Source organism: Paraprevotella clara YIT 11840 (genome assembly GCF_000233955.1).
Classification (GTDB): Bacteria; Bacteroidota; Bacteroidia; order Bacteroidales; family Bacteroidaceae; genus Paraprevotella; species Paraprevotella clara.
Genome location: NZ_JH376661.1, coordinates 139015 through 158403 on the forward strand (window position 1 = coordinate 139015; position 19389 = coordinate 158403).

Here is a 19389-nt window from a genome sequence, read left to right on the forward strand (position 1 = left end):
TATTTAAACGCCCCGTATTTTTTTCGTATTTTCGCCCTATATAAAATACGGAAAAAGAGATGAACAGACATAACCAACAAAACAGCCTTACCCCGAAGGCTTTGATTTATAGAATCGTCATCACGGTCACAGCCTTGTTTATCGTGTGCCTGTACATGCCGCGTGACGAACGTTCGACCTACCAGTTCGACGTGGGCAAACCTTGGCGTTACAGCCAGCTCATCGCGACCTACGACTTTCCGATATACAAAAGCGCGGAAACCATACAGACGGAACAGGACAGTATCTTACAGCATTACGAACCTTATTTCGCCATCGACGAGACCGTGGGGAAAGAACAGATAGAAAAGTTCAAGGCCACCATAAACGGACAGAAACCGGCCACCATACCGGCCAACTATCTGGCATACGTGGAAAACAAACTGGAACATATTTACGCGCAGGGCGTCATGGACACGGAGAATTTCGACCAAATGCACAGCGATGAAGTGGCGTCTATCCGCATATTCGCACAGAACGTGGCCAAGGAACAACCGATGACTCAGGTCTTCTCGCACAAAACCGCATACGAATACCTTATCGATTTGGGAGAAGACAGCTTGCATTATGACCGCAGAGTATTGCGGAAATGCAACCTGAGCGACTATATCGTACCCAATCTGACCTACGACAAGACAAAATCCGAAGAATCCCGGAAAGACTTGCTGTCTTCTCTTTCCTATTCGTCCGGTATGGTCATGAGCGGGCAGAAAATTATAGACCGAGGGGATATCGTGGACAAGGAAACATACGACATCCTCACTTCTCTGGAAAAAGAATATACCCGCCGAAACACGTCCAAAATGCAGACGCATACGGTATTGCTCGGCCAAATGCTTTACGTGGCTCTCATCATTGCCTGCCTGACGTTGTACTTCAACCTGTTCCGCCGTGACTATCTGGCCAACACGCGCCACATCCTGTTCATCGCCTCCATGCCGGTCATCTACCCGTTGATAACTTCATTCCTCATCAAGCATAACCTGTTCAATGTCTACATCATCCCGTTCGCCATGGCTCCTATTTTCATCCGGGTGTTCATGGATTCCCGGACGGCTTTTGTGACTCACGTGGCTACGGTGCTCATCAGTGCCATATCCCTGAAATACCCCTACGAGTTCATCGCCACACAGCTTGTGGCGGGCATGGTGGCCATCTACAGCCTGAGGGAGCTTTCCCAACGTTCGCAGCTTATCCGTTCGGCATTTTATGTCACATTGGCGTCCATAGCTTTTTACATGAGTATGGAACTTATTCACGAAAAAGACTTCGCACGCCTGGAGTATGGCATGTATATCTATATTATCATCAACGGCATCCTCTTGTTATTTGCCTACCCGTTGCTGTTCTTGTTCGAAAAGGTTTTCGGCTTCACCTCCAACGTGACTCTTGTCGAATTGTCCAACACCAACAACGAACTGCTGAAACGGCTCTCGGAAGTGGCTCCGGGCACATTCCAACACTCCATGCAGGTGGCGAACCTGGCTACGGAAGTGGCGAATAAAATCGGTGCCAAGGCGCTGCTCGTCCGAACCGGAGCCTTATACCACGACATCGGAAAGATGAACAGTCCGGCCTACTTTACGGAAAACCAAAATAACTTCAATCCTCACGATCGTATCAGTTACGAACAAAGTGCGGCGATTGTCATCAGTCATGTCAAGGACGGACTCAAACTGGCCGACAAATATAACCTGCCGCAAGTCATAAAGGATTTCATCTCGACGCACCACGGCAAAGGCAAGACCAAATACTTCCTGATTTCATACAAGAACCAGAATCCGGACCAACCGGTAGACGAATCCCTTTTCACTTACCCCGGTCCGAACCCGTTCACGCTGGAACAGGCCATTTTGATGATGGCGGACTCTGTGGAAGCCGCTTCCAGAAGCCTGAACGAATACACGGAAGAGAGTATCAGCGGACTGGTGGATAAGATCGTGGACAGCCAAGTGCAGGAAGGATTCTTCAAAGACTGCCCCATCACGTTCCACGACATCACCGTGGCTAAAGACGTGTTCAAAGAAAAGCTGAAGACGATTTACCACACGCGTATCAGCTATCCGGAACTGAAAAAGAAATAAGCGTCCTGCCTTACATGGGGTCTACGTCATAATAGATTTGGGCACTGCGGTAATCGGGATGTGCCATCAGGTTTTGGCGGAGATAAAGCAACTGTTCCCGAACCTTGGCCAGAGAAGCTCCGAGTTCTACTTTCACTACGATTTTACGGATGTAGAGCAATTGGATTCGTGCCACGGGCGGCGCGTCAGGCCCTAAAATACGGGAACCGAACACCTGGCGCAGACGGCTCCCCATTTCAGCAGCCAGATGATCGAGCACATCTGCCCGCTTATGTTTCATATAGACATAAATCAAACGGCAAAAAGGAGGATATACAAACATCTGACGCTCTTCCATCTGCCCTACGTACAACCCGAAATAGTCATGTTCCGTCACTTGACGAATGAGAGGCAGATCCGGACTCTTGGTCTGCAGGATGACACGTCCCTGCCTGCTGCGGCGTCCGGCGCGCCCAGCCACTTGTGCCATCAACTGGAAGGCGCGCTCAAAGCTTCGGAAGTCCGGGATATTAAGCATGGCGTCGGCATTCAATATGCCGACCACGCTGACTCGTTCGAAATCCAATCCTTTGGTCACCATCTGCGTTCCGATAAGCACATCAGTCTTTCCGCTTTGGAAATCCTCCAAGATTCCTTCGTAGGCCGAACGTGTACGGGTCGTATCCAAATCCATCCGGGCCACGGCGGCCTCCGGAAAGACTTGATGTACGGCATCTTCCACCTTTTCCGTACCGAACCCTCGCTGCACCAGCTCCGTACCTTCACAGGCCGGACAGCGAGTCGGCACGTTACACGTGTAGCCGCAATAATGGCAAGTCATTTGGTTCAGTCCCTTATGGTACGTCAGGCTGACATCGCAGTTTTTGCACTTGGGCACCCAACCGCACGTGTGGCATTCTATCATCGGAGCGTAACCTCGCCGGTTCTGGAACAGTATGACCTGTTCCTTGTTTTCCAATGCCCGGCGCATCTCCTCCAACAAACGCGGCGAGAACGGACCGGCCATGCGCCTTTTGCGCTGTAGCTCTTTAATATCCACCACCTCGACTTCCGGTAAACGTACTTGTCCGAAACGTTCGGTCAGCTCCACCAAACCGTATTTGCCCATGCGGACGTTATAATAAGTCTCCAACGCCGGAGTCGCCGTACCGAGCAAGGTACGGGCACCGTACATCCGAGCTAACATGATCGCCGCATTCCGGGCATGGTAACGCGGCGCAGGCTCCTGCTGTTTATAAGATTGTTCATGCTCTTCGTCCACTATGACCAACCCCAGATGCCGGAAAGGCAAGAAGACGGACGAACGAACGCCTACAATAATATCGTAAGGCTGTTCGGACAACTGCTTTTGCCAAATCTCGACACGTTCGGCATCGGGAAACTTGGAATGGTACACGCCCATACGGTTACCGAATACGCGATATAACCTGTCCGTCAACTGGGTGGTCAGCACAATCTCCGGCACCAAGTAAAGCACCTGTTTCCCTTCGGCTATCATCTGACGAATCAGATGAATGTAAACCTCGGTCTTCCCGCTCGATGTCACTCCGTGAAGCAGGCATACCGGATGACGAGCAAAAGCTTCTTCCAGTTCCCGGAACGCCCGTGCCTGTGCCTCGCTTAAAGGAGAAACACCTATCGTTTCGGTGACCTCCGTATGCGCCAAACGGCCTATCTCGTATGGATAGGCCTCCAATACGCCCTTCTCTTCCAAAGCACGGCAAATCGCCAGACTGCCACCAACAGCTTCTACCAGGGCTTTCCGCCCCACCTCCGCCAGCATCTTCGGATTACGCAACCGGAAAGCCGTTCCGGCACCTGCCAGCTCTAAATACTTTAATAAAAGGGACTGCTGTTTGGGTGCTCTTCCTAAACCCTCAAGCAATTCATGAAGTTTGTCCTCGTCAAAATAGGTTTCCGATAAGCGCACATGTACTTCCGTACGTGGCTTATAGCTGCGTTTGACTTCCTCTTTCATGGCAAGGACACCCTTGTCCATCAAAGACCTTACCACCCGCAACACCCGAAAATCCTCACATTCTTTTTGAAGTTGCGTCACGGTCGGTTCGGAACGCCTCGAAACCCAAGTAACGACCCGTTGCTCCCGTTCCGACAATACGGCATTTCCCGCATATTCACTGTTTACCACCACCTTGCTCTCGCTTTCCAGTTTCATACCGGACGGCAGGGCAGCCTTATACACATCCCCTACGGCACAAAGGTAATAGTCTGCCAACCATCTCCAAAAATCCAACTGCACCGGAAGTAAAACGGGATCCGAATCAAGTATCTCCCACACGGTCTTCACGGCATAACCTTGCGGCTGCCGCCCGTGAACGTCAACCACAATAGCCGTATAAAACTTTTTGGCTCCAAACGGCACGATAACCCTGCAGCCCGGCCGTACCGCCGCCTGCTGCTCTTCGGGCAAAGCGTATGTATAAGCCGCCGACAAAGGAAGAGGAAGAATGACATCTACAAACTTCATACGCACGGATTTTAATGCGTTACAAAAATACGACAAAAGAAGCTAACAGACAAAAGGAAAGCCGTCCGCTTCATGCAGACGGCTTCCGTTTATTCCATTTTTCTATCGGACTACATTAAAACAGGTAAGCCAAACGAACTTGCCATGTGTTGTTCTTTACGTCAAACTCTTTTATGACATCGCCCACACCGCCTAATTTTCCGGTCTCACCCATGGCGATATTGTAAGTCACACCTACTTGCAAATGGCTAAGCAGCGTCACACCGGCTCCCACATTCCAACTGAATGTAGAGCGTTCCAAACTTCCGATACTTTCACCGGCATACTTTAAATTACGGCTCCCCAGATACCAATTGTATTGCGGACCTGTAGCCAAATAAACGCCGACCAGACTGCTAAAGCCAAAATTATACCTTAAATTAATGGGGATCTCCACGTAAGGCATGGATTTGTTAGGCGTACTCCCGTTGACATTCTCCCCGTCTACTTCACCTGAAAAGTCCATCTTCATGTACTTCTGGGAATAGAGAAGGGAAGCATCGATACCCAAACCGATGACCGGCATGGTCATCTGCACTTTCGGTCCGACGAACCATCCCGTACGATTGGAAGCATCGAACAAGCCTCCGTCACCTTTTATACTTGCCTTACTCAAGTTCACACCGCCTTCAAGTCCCCACTTGAACTGCGCATTGGCAGGTGCCGCCCATAAAAACGCCACCATACACATCAATACTGCACTTAATTTCTTCATAGAAGTTTGCTTTTTATTTCTTATCGAAAAACAAAGATAGCAACTGTTTGCCGTACTTTCAACTTTTTCCGAAAATATATCTCTTTTTTATTATCTACGTTGTCTGCGTACGGTCACTCTGGGCGTGGAGGCTCCTCCCCCTCCGGAACTCCCCCTACGCGTCTTGGAAACCTTAGTCTTTTCTGCCTTTGCCTTTTTCGAGTCGTCCGACGATGCCGAAGCACGACGCGAATTACGTGTAGTTCGGGAAGCTTTCTCCTTTTTCGTTTCTACAGCCTCCTTGGCTGCCGTTGAATCTACAGCCACCGAGTCGTCATGCCCCCAAACATGTTTTTCAAAGTCGGAAAGTTGTTTCTCTATCCGCTTCTGTTCGTTGGCCATGGCACTGTCCGTCTTACAATAGTTAGCCAGCACCTTCCCCTGCATGTTGTTCGTCTTATAAATCTTTCCGTCATACAGATTCATGGAGAAATAATCCGCCGCCGTCATGTTCGTCACGTTGTTATAATTGCTTGCCATCATCGTGTGACGGGCCAAATACGTACTGATATCATCATATTTGAGCCAGAACAAAGGATATGGGGTAGCCTCTCCGCCAAAATCATCTCCGCGCATAAGCACTGGGCATAAGGCCGTGACTTTCGTACGGAACGTCGAGGTCCTTTGGTCGAAATAAGAGCTCTCCTTTATATAATAACGGGAAACTTCAGCCGAGGGAATATCGCTGGCATTCACACGGGGACGCCCGTTCTGCTCCTCGTAATATATATGGTAACGCTCTAACAATTCTTTCACGTCCACCTTATCGCGCGAAGTAAAAGACTCGTTACCGTCCAGTTTATATTGGTATGCCGTAATCTTTCCCGTCAGCAATAAATCGAACAGATACGTAAACAGGTTTATCTGGCCTGCGGAAGGCTCCACCGGATAATACAGGGGGGCGTTCTTGTCCAGCGTCAGATCCAACTGACGATACACATCGCGACGCCACACCACGTCCTCAGGCACTTCCACCGCCACGGGGAACTGCAAACTGGCACGGTCTACGGTTTTCTCGGCCTTGTCTGCATCATTGGGTTTCACCCTGCGGCGAGCCGGCTGCGCCTCCGCCTGCACGTACAGGGCAACTCCTAACAAAACAAAAAACAGACGTTTCATCCTTATCTTATTTTTACTCATAGTCTTCATTTCCATCCATTCATTAGTTGACAATCACTTCCATAGAGCCGTCGAGCGTCCGCTCCGCCCCGTCGGGGCCTACGGCTCTTATACGGGAAATATAGAACCGTTTTCCACGTCCCAACGAACGGAACATCGAACGTTGCTGTTCAGTGAAAGACGCGCTGTTCGACACCGCCGGTACGGCGTTACCCATATTGTCGAAAAACACCGTCTCGAACCCTTGCACCCGGAACTCTATATTCAAAAGTCCGTCGTCAATAGCTGCGCCGATGCCTTTCGTTCCCATCAACATTTGTTTGGACAAACGCCCGCCACGGAAACGGTTGCTGCCGCCTTCCGCCGCATACTCTATATAAGCCGACGGGTCGGGCAACTTACGCACACGAAAGGCAAACTGTCCCATCTTCTGCATACGTCCCTCCATATTGGCATTGACCGTAATCACGGCATCTTTGCCCACTTCTGCCGGTCGGGCTATATATTTGCCCGCCCCTGTGGGCTGCAACACTCCTCCGCTCATGGAAGCCACCACCTTATTGGCCGGAACCCCGGGAATAGACACGCTCATAGGGTTCTCATATCCGGCATACAACACATTCATCAAGTCTGCCGACACCGTAGCCGAAGGAGCCACCACGGTGTAAGGCTGAGAGAAGTCCCTGCGCACCATCTGGCCACGCCCGTCCATCATCTCGATATAACCTTTCAGCGTATAATCGCCCGTACTACTGCAAACCGTCTCATACAGCCCGCCCGGTGAAGTGATTTGCCGTCCGTTGACATATACCGTCGGACGTTGGGTCGTATCCACGGCAGCCATGATGATCTGGGCACTGAATTTCCCGCCTTGTACCACCGTACGTGAAGCCGGTATCACAAATGCATTCAACTCGTTCACACGCAAGTCTTTCATGTCTATATTGGCCACCAAGGCATGAAGCACCTCTCCTTCGGCATACCGCACATCACTCTGCAATTTGGAAAGCAAAGTAACGGCCGCAGCCACCGGCGTATTCTCAAACATATACTCCTGCCAATTCTTCCCTAAAGTACCGGCCTTGTTCGGAACCTCCGTACTCAGGTTGTCCGCAATGATTTTCTTCTGCGTCTCGTCTGTCAACATGCCGACGATGCTTTCACGAAAACTGTTGATGGCCGCGAACAACCTCTGTCCTTCTCCTCGGCGCGGTGCCAACATCACATGGGAAGCCGCCTCCAGATCCTCCTTGTTCTGCACGTCTTTCACGTCGCCGTCTTCCCCGTCCGCCTGCTTCACGATACTGACCTTCAGGGCTTCCGCATAATTATATAAGGAGTCTGAGATTTTCTTCACATACTGTGCCTTGTCGAACCATTCCTTCACTTTGGCCGGATTGGCCTCCATCTGTCCCTGCAAATCCTTATAAAGGGCTTCGTTGGACGCAGAAGCGTTCGCCGTAGTCCGCAGAAGGCTGTCTTCCACCAATGAAAAACCGTTCAACACGTCGGAAGACACGTTCAGGGCCAACATAGCCATCAGCACCACATACATGAGGTTGATCATCTTCTGACGCGGAGACATTCTATTTTGCTGGGATGCCATTTCGTATTCCTTTCTGATTAATCCGTTTATTCTGTTATCGAACCGCCCGGTGTATGCTTCATGTTCACCGTCAAGGCCTGAATCATACGGTTGTAAATGCCGTTCAATTCTTCTATCTGACGCGCCATCTTGCGGGTCTGTTCATTGATTTGGTCTATCGTGCCCACCTGCGTACTGATACTCTTCAACTGCATCTCGTATATCGTATTGATGCCCGTCAGCGTACGGTTCAGATTATCCATCTCCTTGGCATCACGCGTCATGTGTTCAGCCTGTTCGGACACACGCGCCAAGGTTTCGGTCAACGTCTTCAGCTCTTCCACATAATTTTCAGCCGCCTCCTTCATTTCGGGAGTAGAAGCGTTACGGGCATCTTCAAGCACTTTCGCAAAAAGTTCTGCGTTGGAAGCATTCACCATATCGGCCAAAGCCTTTATATCCAACGCCTGCTGCCCCACGCTACCCTGCACGCCTTGTGTTCCGCCGCCTGCTGCGCCAGACACGTCCGGATTTACAGTAGCCGCTGCCCCGGAAAGAGGGATGCCTCCATTTCCTCCGACTACGACCGGCCCTCCCACGACTATGGGCTGGGATACCCCTCCACCGGACACAACCGGTTGGGGCACTCCACCTTGCGCAACCTCAGGAAGGTTCCCGGCTTCCTTTTCGCCGACAGCCTCTTCGTCCCAATCCTCTTCATCCGAAGCCAGACTCACCCGGTCTTCATCGCGCTTCAGTTCTGCCGGACGGTCGAAACCGGAGATGAAAAACACCAGAACCTCCGTACCCATACCGATGAACAACATCGCATTGGCCCCGGGAATATGAGTCAGTTTGAACAAAGCTCCAAGAATGACCACGGCCGCTCCCCAACTGTACGCATAATTCAGGAATGTCTGCCCGGCTACCGACTCAATCCAATCCTGAATACGGATAACTATATTTTTTCTATTCTTAGCCATATCTTAACTTCTTTTGTCTTTTTATTTACGTTTATTGGTTGTCCCCGACACAGAACGCACGCAACGGAAACCGATGTACGAGCGCGGTTGGTTTTGATATTCGTATGAACGCCATACGGAACGTATCATGGATTCCGGGTCTTTCCACGAACCGCCCCTCACCGACTTCTTCTTCAGGCGATAAGGATCTTCTTTCGCGGCATTGTATTTCAGTTCCGGATTCATGTCGCTCATGCCGTCCACACCCGATTCGGTGTACACCGTACTCGTCCATTCCGCCACATTTCCCGCCATGTCGAACAAACCGTTGGAATTGGCCGAATAGGAACCGCATTTGGACGTTATCAAGCTCCCGTCGTCCGTATAGTCCCCACGGTCGGGTTTGAAGTTGGCATAATAACAGTCTTTCTCGCTTTTCACCCCTTTTGTCTCCCACGGGAACAAGGCTCCTTCGGGACCACGTGCGGCAAATTCCCATTCCACCTCTGTCGGCAAACGGTAAGGCTGTATCTGACTGGCTGCGGCTCCCAAGCCACGTTTCAGGAACTCCGTACGCCAATCGCAGAAAGCATTGGCCTGTTCCCAGGTCACACCGACCACCGGATAATCGTTATAAGCCGGATTGGAGAAGTATTGCAACATGTAGCGTTCGTTTTCCGCATTGGAAAAATCGTTCACCCAACACGTCGTATCCGGATAAATATTCACGATATAAGTATTCAGGAAATCATGCAGTCCCGAAAGCGGGCGGGTGATGGTTTCACGCACGATACGCCCTTCGTCGTCGATGTAAGCTGTATCCTTAGAAATCATGACCACTTCGTCCGCATCCACGGCATGGTCGGTATTCAGGTTGCGTTCATCCGGATTCAGGCGGTGCTTGCGCAAAGCGGCAGCGGTATAATCGAACACCTCATAACGGTAATTCATCTGGCGCGCATCCAACATCCGCTCCCCCGTGGCCGGATTCGTCACGTACACGCTTTCTATCGCCCTCAACTCGTCTTCGTTCGGGCGTTTCCAGGGTATCGGCTTTTTCCAGTTCAGATAAGGAGTCACCGGATTCCCGAACTTGTCCTCCTCTATCTTGTAGGTCTCGTCGCCCGCGTATGCCGGATCGGCCAGGCGTTCGCGGATAATAGAGTCGCGCACCCAAAAGACAAACTGGCGATATTTGGCATTCGACACTTCGTTAGCGTCCATCCAGAAGCCGTCGACCGAAATTTCCCGGGTAGGAATGGTCATTCCCCACAACGAATCGGTTTCTTCCGTACCGATTTTCAATGAACCTTTCTTCACGAAAACCATCCCGTAAGGAGTTGGTTCACTGTAGGCCGTTCCCCCGACACCGGTCACTTCTCCACCCGTGGCGGTGGATGCCGAACGGGGACCCAGACAAGCACTGAACGCCAGACCTGCCATTATGCCCCATATCAACCCACAACACTTCATATTCATTATTATAATATTCTTACGCTTTTATGTTTATTCTTTCCTTTCTTGAACAGATTCAACTCCGTCTTATAGCCGATGATGATCTCATGACTGCCGTTCAATGCCCCGATGCCGGCCGTGTACATTTCGTACGCATAACCGAGATTGATGCCATGAAAGTCTCCGCCGAAGAGGAAACTGACCGAATTCATCGGACTGTACGACACTCCGCCGTACAACTCATGCTTGCTGCCATGATAAGCGATGCGTCCCGTCATATCCGCCCGGAAACCTACGGCATCGGAACGCAGCATGGCGGTCGTATGTATGGTATATAACGGACTTTTAAGCCGGATATTGTACCCGCCCGTCAAATAATAAGAAGGAGAGACCTTAAATTCGTTCACTTTTTCCTCTCCCAACGTGACGGTGGGCGAGGTACAGTGCATCATGGCAAAACCGGCGTACCACGACTTACGGGCATACTGGATGCCGAAATTCATATCGAAACCGGCCCCGTTGGCCTCAGCCGTAGGAAAAGCAGGGTCGCCGGACTCTCCCAAATCCAACTCTCCCCCGTCGAACGTCTCACTGAGCATGGACAAATGGATGCCTCCGCTCAGTTTGCCTCCCCACAAAGGCTGATGGTAAGCATATTGCAGAAAAAACTTCTGGTGCTTGAACAGACCGATCTGGTCGTTGGTGAACCCCACTCCGGCACCGTGCCTCGCGCTGATGAAGAACAACGGCAGGTCCACGTAAGCAAACATCACGGCGGGGGCGTTTTCAAAGCCGGTCATCTGCATGCTGTAAGCTCCTTGAAAGTTCAGCATGGGAGACTGCCCCGTCGCTGCGGGGTTATAAAAGGGCGTCATGGCCCAATAATTGACAAAAGACGGGTCATACTGAGCCTTGGCCCACCGGGGCAACAAGCTCAATATCAAGATGAACCCTATCAGTTTTCCCTTTGTCTTCACTGTCTCTACAACCGTTGTACCTTAAGAAAACAGAATCTTTTTCTTTTTATTGTCCGGCATCGCACGAAAATCGCGGTTTCAGGTAAAACAATGGAGCGGATGCACACTTACACCCGCTCCAGTAATCATTTCAGGTTTTCCGTATTTCCAAGTCCGACGCGCATCAATATTCGTCCTCGTTGAAAAGAAAATCCTCCTTCGTCGGATAGTCCGGCCAAACATCTTCTATCGTCTCATATATTTCGCCTTCATCCTCTATTTCTTGCAGATTCTCGATCACTTCCAAGGGAGCGCCAGAACGCATCGCATAATCAATCAGTTCATCCTTGGTGGCAGGCCATGGCGCATCTTCTAACTTTGAAGCCAATTCCAGTGTCCAATACATAGTCCTTAATATTTATAACAACTTCGTTTTTCTATTTTGTGCGCAAAAATAATAATATTTTCGATACCATCAACGTTTCTTCCACACAATTTCATCTTTCCCCTCAATAAATAGCATTTTACGGGACAGCACAAACAGATAATCGGACAAGCGGTTGACATACGCACAAACCTCCGGCATCACCGGCGCACTTCCGGACAGTTCCAGGATACGCCGCTCCGCCCTGCGGCACACGGTGCGGCAGACATGGCACACGGCCGCCCCCCGGGAGCCGCCGGGAAGCACGAACCCCCGCCACCCGGGAAGCCCGTCTTCCGCCTCATCTATGGCCTGTTCCAGACGCGTCACGTCTTCTTCCGTCACCACCTCCCGGCCAAGCTTTTCCGCACGTGAGGGCGCCGTAGCCAGATAGGCTCCTATCGCGAACAAGTCACATTGGATGCCTGTCAGGAACTCGCGGTCTTCCTCACGTTCCAAATAAGTAATCAATTCGCCGATGTGGGCATTCAGCTCATCCACCGTCCCATACGCTTCCACTCGGACATCCGTCTTGGACACCCGCACGCCCCCGCTCAGGCTGGTCATTCCCCCGTCGCCCGTACGAGTATATACTCTACTTTTCTTCATCCTTCCGTATATTTAAAAATTCACAATATAATCTTGCCGTTGCTTGGAACGGTCATAAAACACAAGACCGTAGTCGTAGAGGTCGAAAGTTACCACGGCTTCCGGCAAGCGTTTCACGTCGTTCCACGCCTGCAAAGCCGCTTTTGAAGCCCGTATGCCGAAAAGGAGGCACACCGAACACCTTGTCGACGGACGCGAGACCACAGCCGTCCAATGCCGGGGCGCAATCCCCCTGCCCACGACCATCAGTTCCTTCTGCCGCACGAAACCTCCGTTCTCCCGCACCCTCACCTTCCAAAACAAGTCTTGACATACCGCGGCCGAACGGCATCCCGCTGCCAAGTAAGCCGTTTCCGCCTCGCTCACGTGCCCATATATCCGGATCAGGGAGGGATGCACGTAATTGGACAGACGGAAAAGAAACTTGCGGCATTTCAACCGATGCAAGCCCCCGCACAGGCAAACCACGGGATAACGTTTCTTCAACTCCCGGTAGGCGTAATATTCCCCACGCTCATACACCACATACGTCAGGAAGTCGAACGCAAAGGGAGAATGCACACCGTATCCGCGCCGATGCCTGAACCTTTTCAACCAAATCCATTGTCTGTAGAGCATTCTTGTATCTTAATGTTTGTTCTTGCCCAACAAAGTTAGCACAAAAAAGCACTCCGTATTGATATAAATCAAGAAAAAGCCGTTTTTTCGATATTAAAAGCCGGATATTTTGCCGGAAAACCGAAACTCCCTACCTTTGTATCGTGTTTTTCATAGTATTAGATTTAAGGTTAACAAAGGTTGGGTCAGAGCGCTGACCCTTTTTTTATGCCCTACGGTGAAGCCTTAAAAAAACAGGACATTACAGTCTCGCATCTCCGCTCTCTCCGCACATCACGCAACCACCTCACCCACAATAAAATACAAACCTACAGAGAACGGCAAAAAAATCTCCTGCAAACGATTTTCCAATCTCCTGCGAACGATTTTTCGTTTGGCGCAGAACAAAAAATCATTTGCCGCAAGGTAAATCCGCCCACTCCTTGAGGCAGGATTTCATTTGACAAAGCCCTGCTTCCAAAGTCCGGCACGCCCACCCACGGTATGCACTTCGCAGCCCTCCCCGTCCGGGGTATCTTGCAAAAAAATAAGGCAAACCTCACTGACTTTCAAAAAAAAAACGTTTCTTTATACCTCCAAACAGGAACTTGAACAAACCAGCATAGAAAAAGACATGGAACTACAGACGCATACCGACACTGCATACCGACAACTGCTTCCCACCGAAATCCGACAACTGGAACAGCAAGGCTGCACGGCCGAGAACTGGCAACTGATTGAAGTCCATCCGGATATCGACCTTCGCCATCTGGCGTACGTGCATTTTTCCGGCTCCAACCGTATCGGGAATTTCCAAAAGACCGTCACGCTGCCGGGCGGAATCACGTTCCATACGGGTATCCGCCATGCCACGCTGCACTGTACCACCGTGGGCGACGACTGCCTGATAGCCCACGTCCACGGGTATATCGCCCATTACGACATCGCCCCGGGCTGCATCATCCTCCATACGGACACCATTGCCATGACCGGCCCGTCTGCCTTCGGAAACGGCACGGAACTCCATGTCATGAGCGAAAGCGGAGGACGGGACATCCTCATTCACGACCGCCTGTCGGCACAGGAAGCGTACATGCAAGCCATGTACCGCCACGATGCCTTGTTTACGCAAAACCTCCGCCGGTTGGTTTCGGACTACGCCGCACGGCAAACCGGCAACCGCGGCAAGATAAGCGAGGGCACACGGATACTCCGCTGCGGCCTGATCCGCAACGTGAAAATCGGGCCTTGCAGCCGTCTGGAAGGTGCCGTCCGGTTGGAAAACGGCACGATATGCAGCCATCCGGACGCCCCTACCTTCGTGGGTGACTTGGTCATCGCCCGTGATTTCATCCTGCAAACCGGTTGCCATGTCACCGACGGCGCGACGCTCACCCGTTGCCATGTAGGACAAGCTTCTTCCATCGGGCACGGATTTTCCGCCACAGACTCCTATTTCGGTTGCAACTGCCAGGCGGAGCAGGGTGAGGCATGCGCCATCCTGGCCGGTCCCTATACGGTGACGCACCACAAGTCCACGCTGTTGATAGGCGGCATGTTCTCGTTCATGAACGCCGGTTCGGGCACCAACCAGAGCAACCACGCCTACAAGCTCGGCCCCCGACACCACGGTGTGCTGGAACGGGGATGCAAAACCGCTTCGGGCAGCCACATCTCGTGGCCCGCGCATATCGGAGCGTTTTCGCTGGTCATGGGACATTGCGCCCCCGGTACCGACAGCAGCGAATGGCCATTCTCTTATCTCGTGGAGCAAGGCTCGTCCCATTACGTGATTCCCGGCATTACCCTGAGGGGCGTGGGAACGCTGCGCGACATCGGGAAATGGCCTGCACGCGACGGCCGCCTGCCCCAAGTGCCTCAAACGGACCGGGTCTCTTTCGAAGCATTCTCCCCTTATACGATGGGGCGGGTGTTCCGGGCACGGATTACCTTGGAAGAACTAAGCGGACGCTTCGACGCGGATACCCAAGAAATCACATGGAACGGCCTGCGGCTCAAAGAGAAATCGGTGAAGCAAGGCATAGAATGGTACCGGCTGGCTTTAGACCGTTACTTGGGCGAACAACTGATCCGGCAATTAGAGGCGCATGAGGGCATGCCCTCGGACGGGCTATGCGAAGCCCTGCATCCCCGTGCGGCATGCAGCGACCGTTGGGGAGACATCGGCGGCATGCTGGCCCCCATAAGCGAAATCAACGACATTACCAGAATCATCGCCACAGGACAACTCGACCGCATAGAGAAATTGGGAGAACGGCTCCGGCTTATCCATGACCGGTATGACGACTTCGCCTGGGCTTGGACGTGGAACCTCTTGCACGAGATATACCCCGATGCCTATGGCAAGGACTTTATCCCGTCGCTCTGCCTGCCCGTCATCCGGAAATGGGAAACCGCCGCCACGACACTCAACCGGCAGATCATAGCCGATGCCACAAAGGACATCTCGACAGGTTCCCTTGCCGGTTTCGGTATCGACGGCGGCGAGGAAACCGCCGTGGACGACGCGTTGGCTGTCCGGGGCACCGTACAACAATGCGGTATCATCCAAGAGTTGGAAAAACAACAAACGGAAATCAAAGAAAAGGCCGGATACTGGCTGCATAAATTAACTCTTTAACCCCATACGACTATGAACAGACAGCAAAACCCTTCACCGGAAAACCGTACTTCACGTGTAATGACAGCGTGGCCGGACGCCCTGAAACTGTTCTTTTTCGGCTTCTGGATGTTTTTCGGCATTTATTACGGCGACGTGCTTTACATCGCCCAACAGTACAGTTTCTTCAGCACAGCCCAAGGAGCCATGCGCCCGCTATGGGAAACCTCTTACGGTTCGTTGTGGATTATCGGGCGTGCCTTGCTCCAAGCGTTCCATTCGCCTTTTTGGGGCGGTGCCCTTCTCTCGGGCATGCTTACCCTCATCTCTTGGCTGTCCGGTTACGTCTTCAGGTTGCGCGGCCGGTTCGGATACCTGAAATACATCCCGGCATTCGTTTTTATTTATGTGGTCGTCTACCACGGTTTCGATGTTTACTATCAGGCGGAAACGGGCAAACTGCTCGGCATTCCTTTCTGCATCCTCCTCATTCTGGCCTGCCAAGCCGCCTTCGTACGTTCTTTCAGCCGGAAAAAACTCTTGGGGTTGTTCACCCCACCGGCTTACAACCGTCCGCTCGACGAATGGAAAGCCATGGGATTCATCCTCATTTTGGGAGCCGGTGCCGTGGGTATGAACGAATGGTACCGCCCCTACGTACGCCCTACCGCCAAGATGCAGCGCGAACTGGAACGGCAGGACTGGAAGGGCATGCAAGCCACCGCTTCCCGCTCCGACCTGACCTACAGCACGGTGGCGGCTTACTACGCCATTTCGCGAATGGAAGACGAAAACGACGTGCCCAAGGTACCCATAGACATGTTACCGCCGACAAGCCGCCCCATTTACCTGCATAACCGCGACGGTAACCTCGAAAACGCCCGGAATTACTTCCTGATGGACTACTGCATCGCTTCGGAACAATACCCCATCGCTTACGAACTGGGCAAAGCGGACTTGAATACCAACGGCCCGTCTCCGCTCCTGCTCAAACAGATGGTACGGATTTGTCTGGCCTTACATAAAAAAGAAGAAGCACGTTCTCACCTGAACGTGCTCCGTACGCTTCCTTTCGAGAAGGATTTCATCGAGACCTACGCCCCGGAGGCACAGGAATAGAAAAAAGAGAGTTCCTCCTCCCCTCCGGGCTTATTCCGTCCGCTTGACAGACAAGACCAGTTCGGCGGACTTCAGTCCTTTGGCTTCCGCTTTCAGGCGGATAGTTCCGGCTTGTCCCTTTTCCGCCACGATGGCGGTCATCTGTCCGTTGAACACCGGCATTTGCGGCCGGCCGAACGGTTCAAGACACACGGGGTTGCCGTTGGCTCCGGCCTTGTAATACCCGGCTCCACGGACAGAAAACTTCACCGTATGCTGTGCGTCGGGACAGAGGTTGCCCTCGCGGTCCACCACGCTGACCGTGACAAAAGCCAAGTCCTCATCCCGCAAATCCGCGTCCAACGTGTCCTTGTCGGCCTTCAATACGATGCGGTAAGGCTTACCTGCCGTACGGACGATCTGCTCCGCACGCTTCCGTCCGTTTTCGTCGTAGGCCACAGCCTTCACCTCGCCCGGCTCGTAGCGCGTGCCCATCCACATCAGCCGGTAACGTTTCTGGCGGGCCAAAGCACGGCGTGCCTCATCGTTTTCCGTCTCGTCGAGCTTGACGGTGGTGTCTTTCGTACGTTTCCCTTGGCTCTTGCCATTGATGAAAAGTTCCACCGTAGGGTAATTGGTGTACACGAATACCGGGGTCACCTCGCCTTCACGCCCCGGCCAGTTCCAGTGCGGAAGGATGTGCAAGGTTTCCGCTGCCTTGTTCCATTGGCTGCGGTAAAGGTAATAACGATCCTTGGGCAGGTAAGCCAAGTCGATGATACCGAACAGCGAAGAATGGCTGGGCCAATCGTCATAATACGGCGTCGGCTCGCCCAAGTAGTCGAAGCCTGTCCACACGAACTCGCCCATATCGTAGGGCAAATCCTCGGACAAGATAAAGTTGTCCTCCGGCAAGTCGCTCCACGGGCAATGTTCCACATCGTAGGAAGACGACTGGTGGTCGTCGTATTTCGCCCCGGCCTTGCGTTCCACAGGGAACTTATACACGCCGCGCGAGCTTACCGTAGAAGCCGTTTCCGACCCCAACACCACCCGTTGCGGCAATGCCTTATAAGCTTTCTGGTAAAGATTGGAACGGTAATTGAAGCCCGGGATGTCCATGATGGCCGCCACGTGGCTCTTGATGGCGGCATCCACACGGTCCATGCCTTGCGTGCAGGGCCGCGTGGGGTCTTCGCGGTGCACGATGTCCTGCATCATCCGACAAAGCTTTGCTCCCTGCGCCGAACCTTGGTCGGGCACCTCGTTGCCGATGCACCACATCACGACCGCCGGGTCGTTGCGGTAATGACGCACCACATTCACCAAATCGCGTTCCACCCACTCGTCGTAGTACTTGTTATAACCGTTGGCCATTTTCTTGGCTTTCCACTCATCGAAAGTCTCCACCATCAACAGCATCCCCATCTCGTTACAGGCTTGCACCAGTTCCGGCGACGGCATGTTGTGCGACGTACGGTAAGCATTGCTGCCCATATCCTTCAGCATCTTCAGCCGGTAACGGATGGCCTGCATGTTCACCGCCGTGCCCAACGGTCCCAAGTCGTGATGATTGCACGTGCCATGGAAAACCAACTTTTTCCCGTTCAACAGGAAGCCTTTTTCGGGGACGACTTCAATCGTACGGATGCCGAACGTAGTCTGGTAGGTGTCGCTCAAACGTCCCTGATAGTACACCTCCGTGTCCGCCCGGTAGAGGTTCGGATGTTCGCAATCCCACAACAGGGGGCGGTCCACCACGAAATCCTGTTCGAGCACGCCTTCGTCATACAGCGACAAGACGGTTTCGCGCTCCGCCACTTTTTGTCCTCCGGGAGCACGCAGAACGGTTTTCAGACGGATGTCCTTGCAGTCCGTACCGTCGGGATATTCCAATTCCGTACGCACCTTCACTTTCGCAAAATCCTCACGCACCGTCGGCGTAGTGACAGTCGTACCCCATGTACGTACCCCGACTTTGCCCGACACGACCAGATGCACGTTCCGGTACAACCCGGCCCCCGGATACCAGCGAGAGCTTTCGGGTTCATTCTCCAAGCGCACCGCCAACACATTGTCTTTTGCGTTCACGGCATCCGTCACGTCGAAATAAAAGGAATTATAGCCATACGGCCAATTCCCCACCTTCTTTCCGTTGACATAGACTTGCGCGTGGCTCATCGCCCCGTCGAACATCAGCACCACGCGCTTGCCCGTACCGAAACCGGGCACGTCGAAATGCAGCCTGTACCAGCCTACGCCAACGAAAGGCAGTCCTCCCGTACGTCCGGACTGGTTCTGGGCTTCTTTCTGTCCGTCCTGCTCGATGGCCATGAACTGCCGGTCGTTGTTCGCATCGAACGGCCCGCTTATCGCCCAATCGTGGGGCACGGACACGCGTTCCCACTTTCCGTCGTCCACCTGCACTCCGCCGAACGACTCATTGTCCGCACGGGTAAACCGCCATCCGTCCCGCAACAGCACCGTTTCCCGTTCTCCACCGGCCTGCATCCCCAAGCAGAAGAGCAAGCCCCACACATACAATAACAGTTTTTTCATA

14 protein-coding genes are annotated in these 19389 nt (G+C 52.6%); 3 read left to right on the forward strand and 11 right to left on the reverse strand.

The features are described from left to right. Window positions 1-59: 59 nt before the first annotated feature. A complete protein-coding gene (locus HMPREF9441_RS16840; RefSeq protein ID WP_008623204.1) occupies window positions 60-2123 on the forward strand; it encodes an HD family phosphohydrolase in 2064 nt (687 codons plus the stop codon). A gap of 10 nt (window positions 2124-2133) precedes the next feature. On the opposite strand, the gene priA is transcribed toward HMPREF9441_RS16840, so the two are convergent. From priA to HMPREF9441_RS19130, 10 genes are all read right to left on the reverse strand, one after another. Beyond that, window positions 2134-4611, reverse strand: coding sequence for a replication restart helicase PriA (gene priA, locus HMPREF9441_RS16845; protein ID WP_008623206.1), 2478 nt, complete (start codon window positions 4609-4611; stop codon window positions 2134-2136). Between the two features lie 115 nt (window positions 4612-4726). Beyond that, entirely contained in the window at window positions 4727-5365 is a 639-nt protein-coding gene (locus HMPREF9441_RS16850; RefSeq protein ID WP_008623208.1) for a porin family protein, read from the reverse strand. Between the two features lie 90 nt (window positions 5366-5455). Continuing rightward, window positions 5456-6523 carry a type IX secretion system ring subunit PorN/GldN gene (gene porN / locus HMPREF9441_RS16855; RefSeq protein ID WP_021980219.1) on the reverse strand — a complete coding sequence of 356 codons (1068 nt, stop codon included), beginning with the start codon at window positions 6521-6523 and terminating at the stop codon, window positions 5456-5458. A 43-nt stretch (window positions 6524-6566) separates the two neighbouring features. Continuing rightward, window positions 6567-8129, reverse strand: coding sequence for a type IX secretion system motor protein PorM/GldM (porM, locus tag HMPREF9441_RS16860; protein WP_008623211.1), 1563 nt, complete (start codon window positions 8127-8129; stop codon window positions 6567-6569). Between the two features lie 26 nt (window positions 8130-8155). Continuing rightward, complete coding sequence (gene porL / locus HMPREF9441_RS16865) at window positions 8156-9091, reverse strand: type IX secretion system motor protein PorL/GldL (protein WP_008623213.1); 936 nt, start codon at window positions 9089-9091, stop codon at window positions 8156-8158. 21 nt (window positions 9092-9112) lie between these two features. Further along, the gene (porK, locus tag HMPREF9441_RS16870) at window positions 9113-10549 is read right to left on the reverse strand and encodes a T9SS ring complex lipoprotein PorK/GldK (RefSeq protein WP_008623215.1); all 1437 of its coding nucleotides are present in this window, start codon (window positions 10547-10549) and stop codon (window positions 9113-9115) included. A 2-nt stretch (window positions 10550-10551) separates the two neighbouring features. Then, window positions 10552-11502 (reverse strand): PorP/SprF family type IX secretion system membrane protein, encoded by a 951-nt coding sequence (locus tag HMPREF9441_RS16875; RefSeq protein ID WP_008623217.1) that lies wholly within the window; start codon window positions 11500-11502, stop codon window positions 10552-10554. 163 nt (window positions 11503-11665) lie between these two features. Beyond that, window positions 11666-11887 carry a DUF2795 domain-containing protein gene (locus HMPREF9441_RS16880; RefSeq protein ID WP_008623219.1) on the reverse strand — a complete coding sequence of 74 codons (222 nt, stop codon included), beginning with the start codon at window positions 11885-11887 and terminating at the stop codon, window positions 11666-11668. 69 nt (window positions 11888-11956) lie between these two features. Next, on the reverse strand, window positions 11957-12514 hold the full coding sequence (locus tag HMPREF9441_RS16885; protein WP_008623221.1) for a cob(I)yrinic acid a,c-diamide adenosyltransferase: 558 nt from the start codon (window positions 12512-12514) through the stop codon (window positions 11957-11959). A gap of 12 nt (window positions 12515-12526) precedes the next feature. Beyond that, window positions 12527-13132 carry a hypothetical protein gene (locus tag HMPREF9441_RS19130; protein WP_244949826.1) on the reverse strand — a complete coding sequence of 202 codons (606 nt, stop codon included), beginning with the start codon at window positions 13130-13132 and terminating at the stop codon, window positions 12527-12529. Window positions 13133-13745: 613 nt separating this feature from the next. Between HMPREF9441_RS19130 and HMPREF9441_RS18165 the strand changes: the two genes are divergently transcribed. Continuing rightward, window positions 13746-15752 (forward strand): DUF4954 family protein, encoded by a 2007-nt coding sequence (locus tag HMPREF9441_RS18165; RefSeq protein WP_087943221.1) that lies wholly within the window; start codon window positions 13746-13748, stop codon window positions 15750-15752. Between the two features lie 12 nt (window positions 15753-15764). Continuing rightward, window positions 15765-16850: an OPA3 family protein gene (locus tag HMPREF9441_RS16900; protein ID WP_244949827.1), complete on the forward strand. Its 1086-nt coding sequence runs from the start codon at window positions 15765-15767 to the stop codon at window positions 16848-16850. A gap of 30 nt (window positions 16851-16880) precedes the next feature. Here the strand turns inward: HMPREF9441_RS16900 and HMPREF9441_RS16905 are convergent, their stop codons facing one another. After that, complete coding sequence (locus tag HMPREF9441_RS16905; protein WP_009392382.1) at window positions 16881-19388, reverse strand: DUF4982 domain-containing protein; 2508 nt, start codon at window positions 19386-19388, stop codon at window positions 16881-16883. Window position 19389: the final 1 nt, after the last annotated feature.

Coding starts and splice junctions, on each gene's coding strand:
- HMPREF9441_RS16840 (WP_008623204.1), top strand. CDS start 60: ATGAACAGACATAACCAACAAAACAGCCTTACCCCGAAGGCTTTGATT.
- priA (WP_008623206.1), bottom strand. CDS start 4,611: ATGAAGTTTGTAGATGTCATTCTTCCTCTTCCTTTGTCGGCGGCTTAT.
- HMPREF9441_RS16850 (WP_008623208.1), bottom strand. CDS start 5,365: ATGAAGAAATTAAGTGCAGTATTGATGTGTATGGTGGCGTTTTTATGG.
- porN (WP_021980219.1), bottom strand. CDS start 6,523: ATGAAACGTCTGTTTTTTGTTTTGTTAGGAGTTGCCCTGTACGTGCAG.
- porM (WP_008623211.1), bottom strand. CDS start 8,129: ATGGCATCCCAGCAAAATAGAATGTCTCCGCGTCAGAAGATGATCAAC.
- porL (WP_008623213.1), bottom strand. CDS start 9,091: ATGGCTAAGAATAGAAAAAATATAGTTATCCGTATTCAGGATTGGATT.
- porK (WP_008623215.1), bottom strand. CDS start 10,549: ATGAATATGAAGTGTTGTGGGTTGATATGGGGCATAATGGCAGGTCTG.
- HMPREF9441_RS16880 (WP_008623219.1), bottom strand. CDS start 11,887: ATGTATTGGACACTGGAATTGGCTTCAAAGTTAGAAGATGCGCCATGG.
- HMPREF9441_RS16885 (WP_008623221.1), bottom strand. CDS start 12,514: ATGAAGAAAAGTAGAGTATATACTCGTACGGGCGACGGGGGAATGACC.
- HMPREF9441_RS19130 (WP_244949826.1), bottom strand. CDS start 13,132: ATGCTCTACAGACAATGGATTTGGTTGAAAAGGTTCAGGCATCGGCGC.
- HMPREF9441_RS18165 (WP_087943221.1), top strand. CDS start 13,746: ATGGAACTACAGACGCATACCGACACTGCATACCGACAACTGCTTCCC.
- HMPREF9441_RS16900 (WP_244949827.1), top strand. CDS start 15,765: ATGAACAGACAGCAAAACCCTTCACCGGAAAACCGTACTTCACGTGTA.
- HMPREF9441_RS16905 (WP_009392382.1), bottom strand. CDS start 19,388: ATGAAAAAACTGTTATTGTATGTGTGGGGCTTGCTCTTCTGCTTGGGG.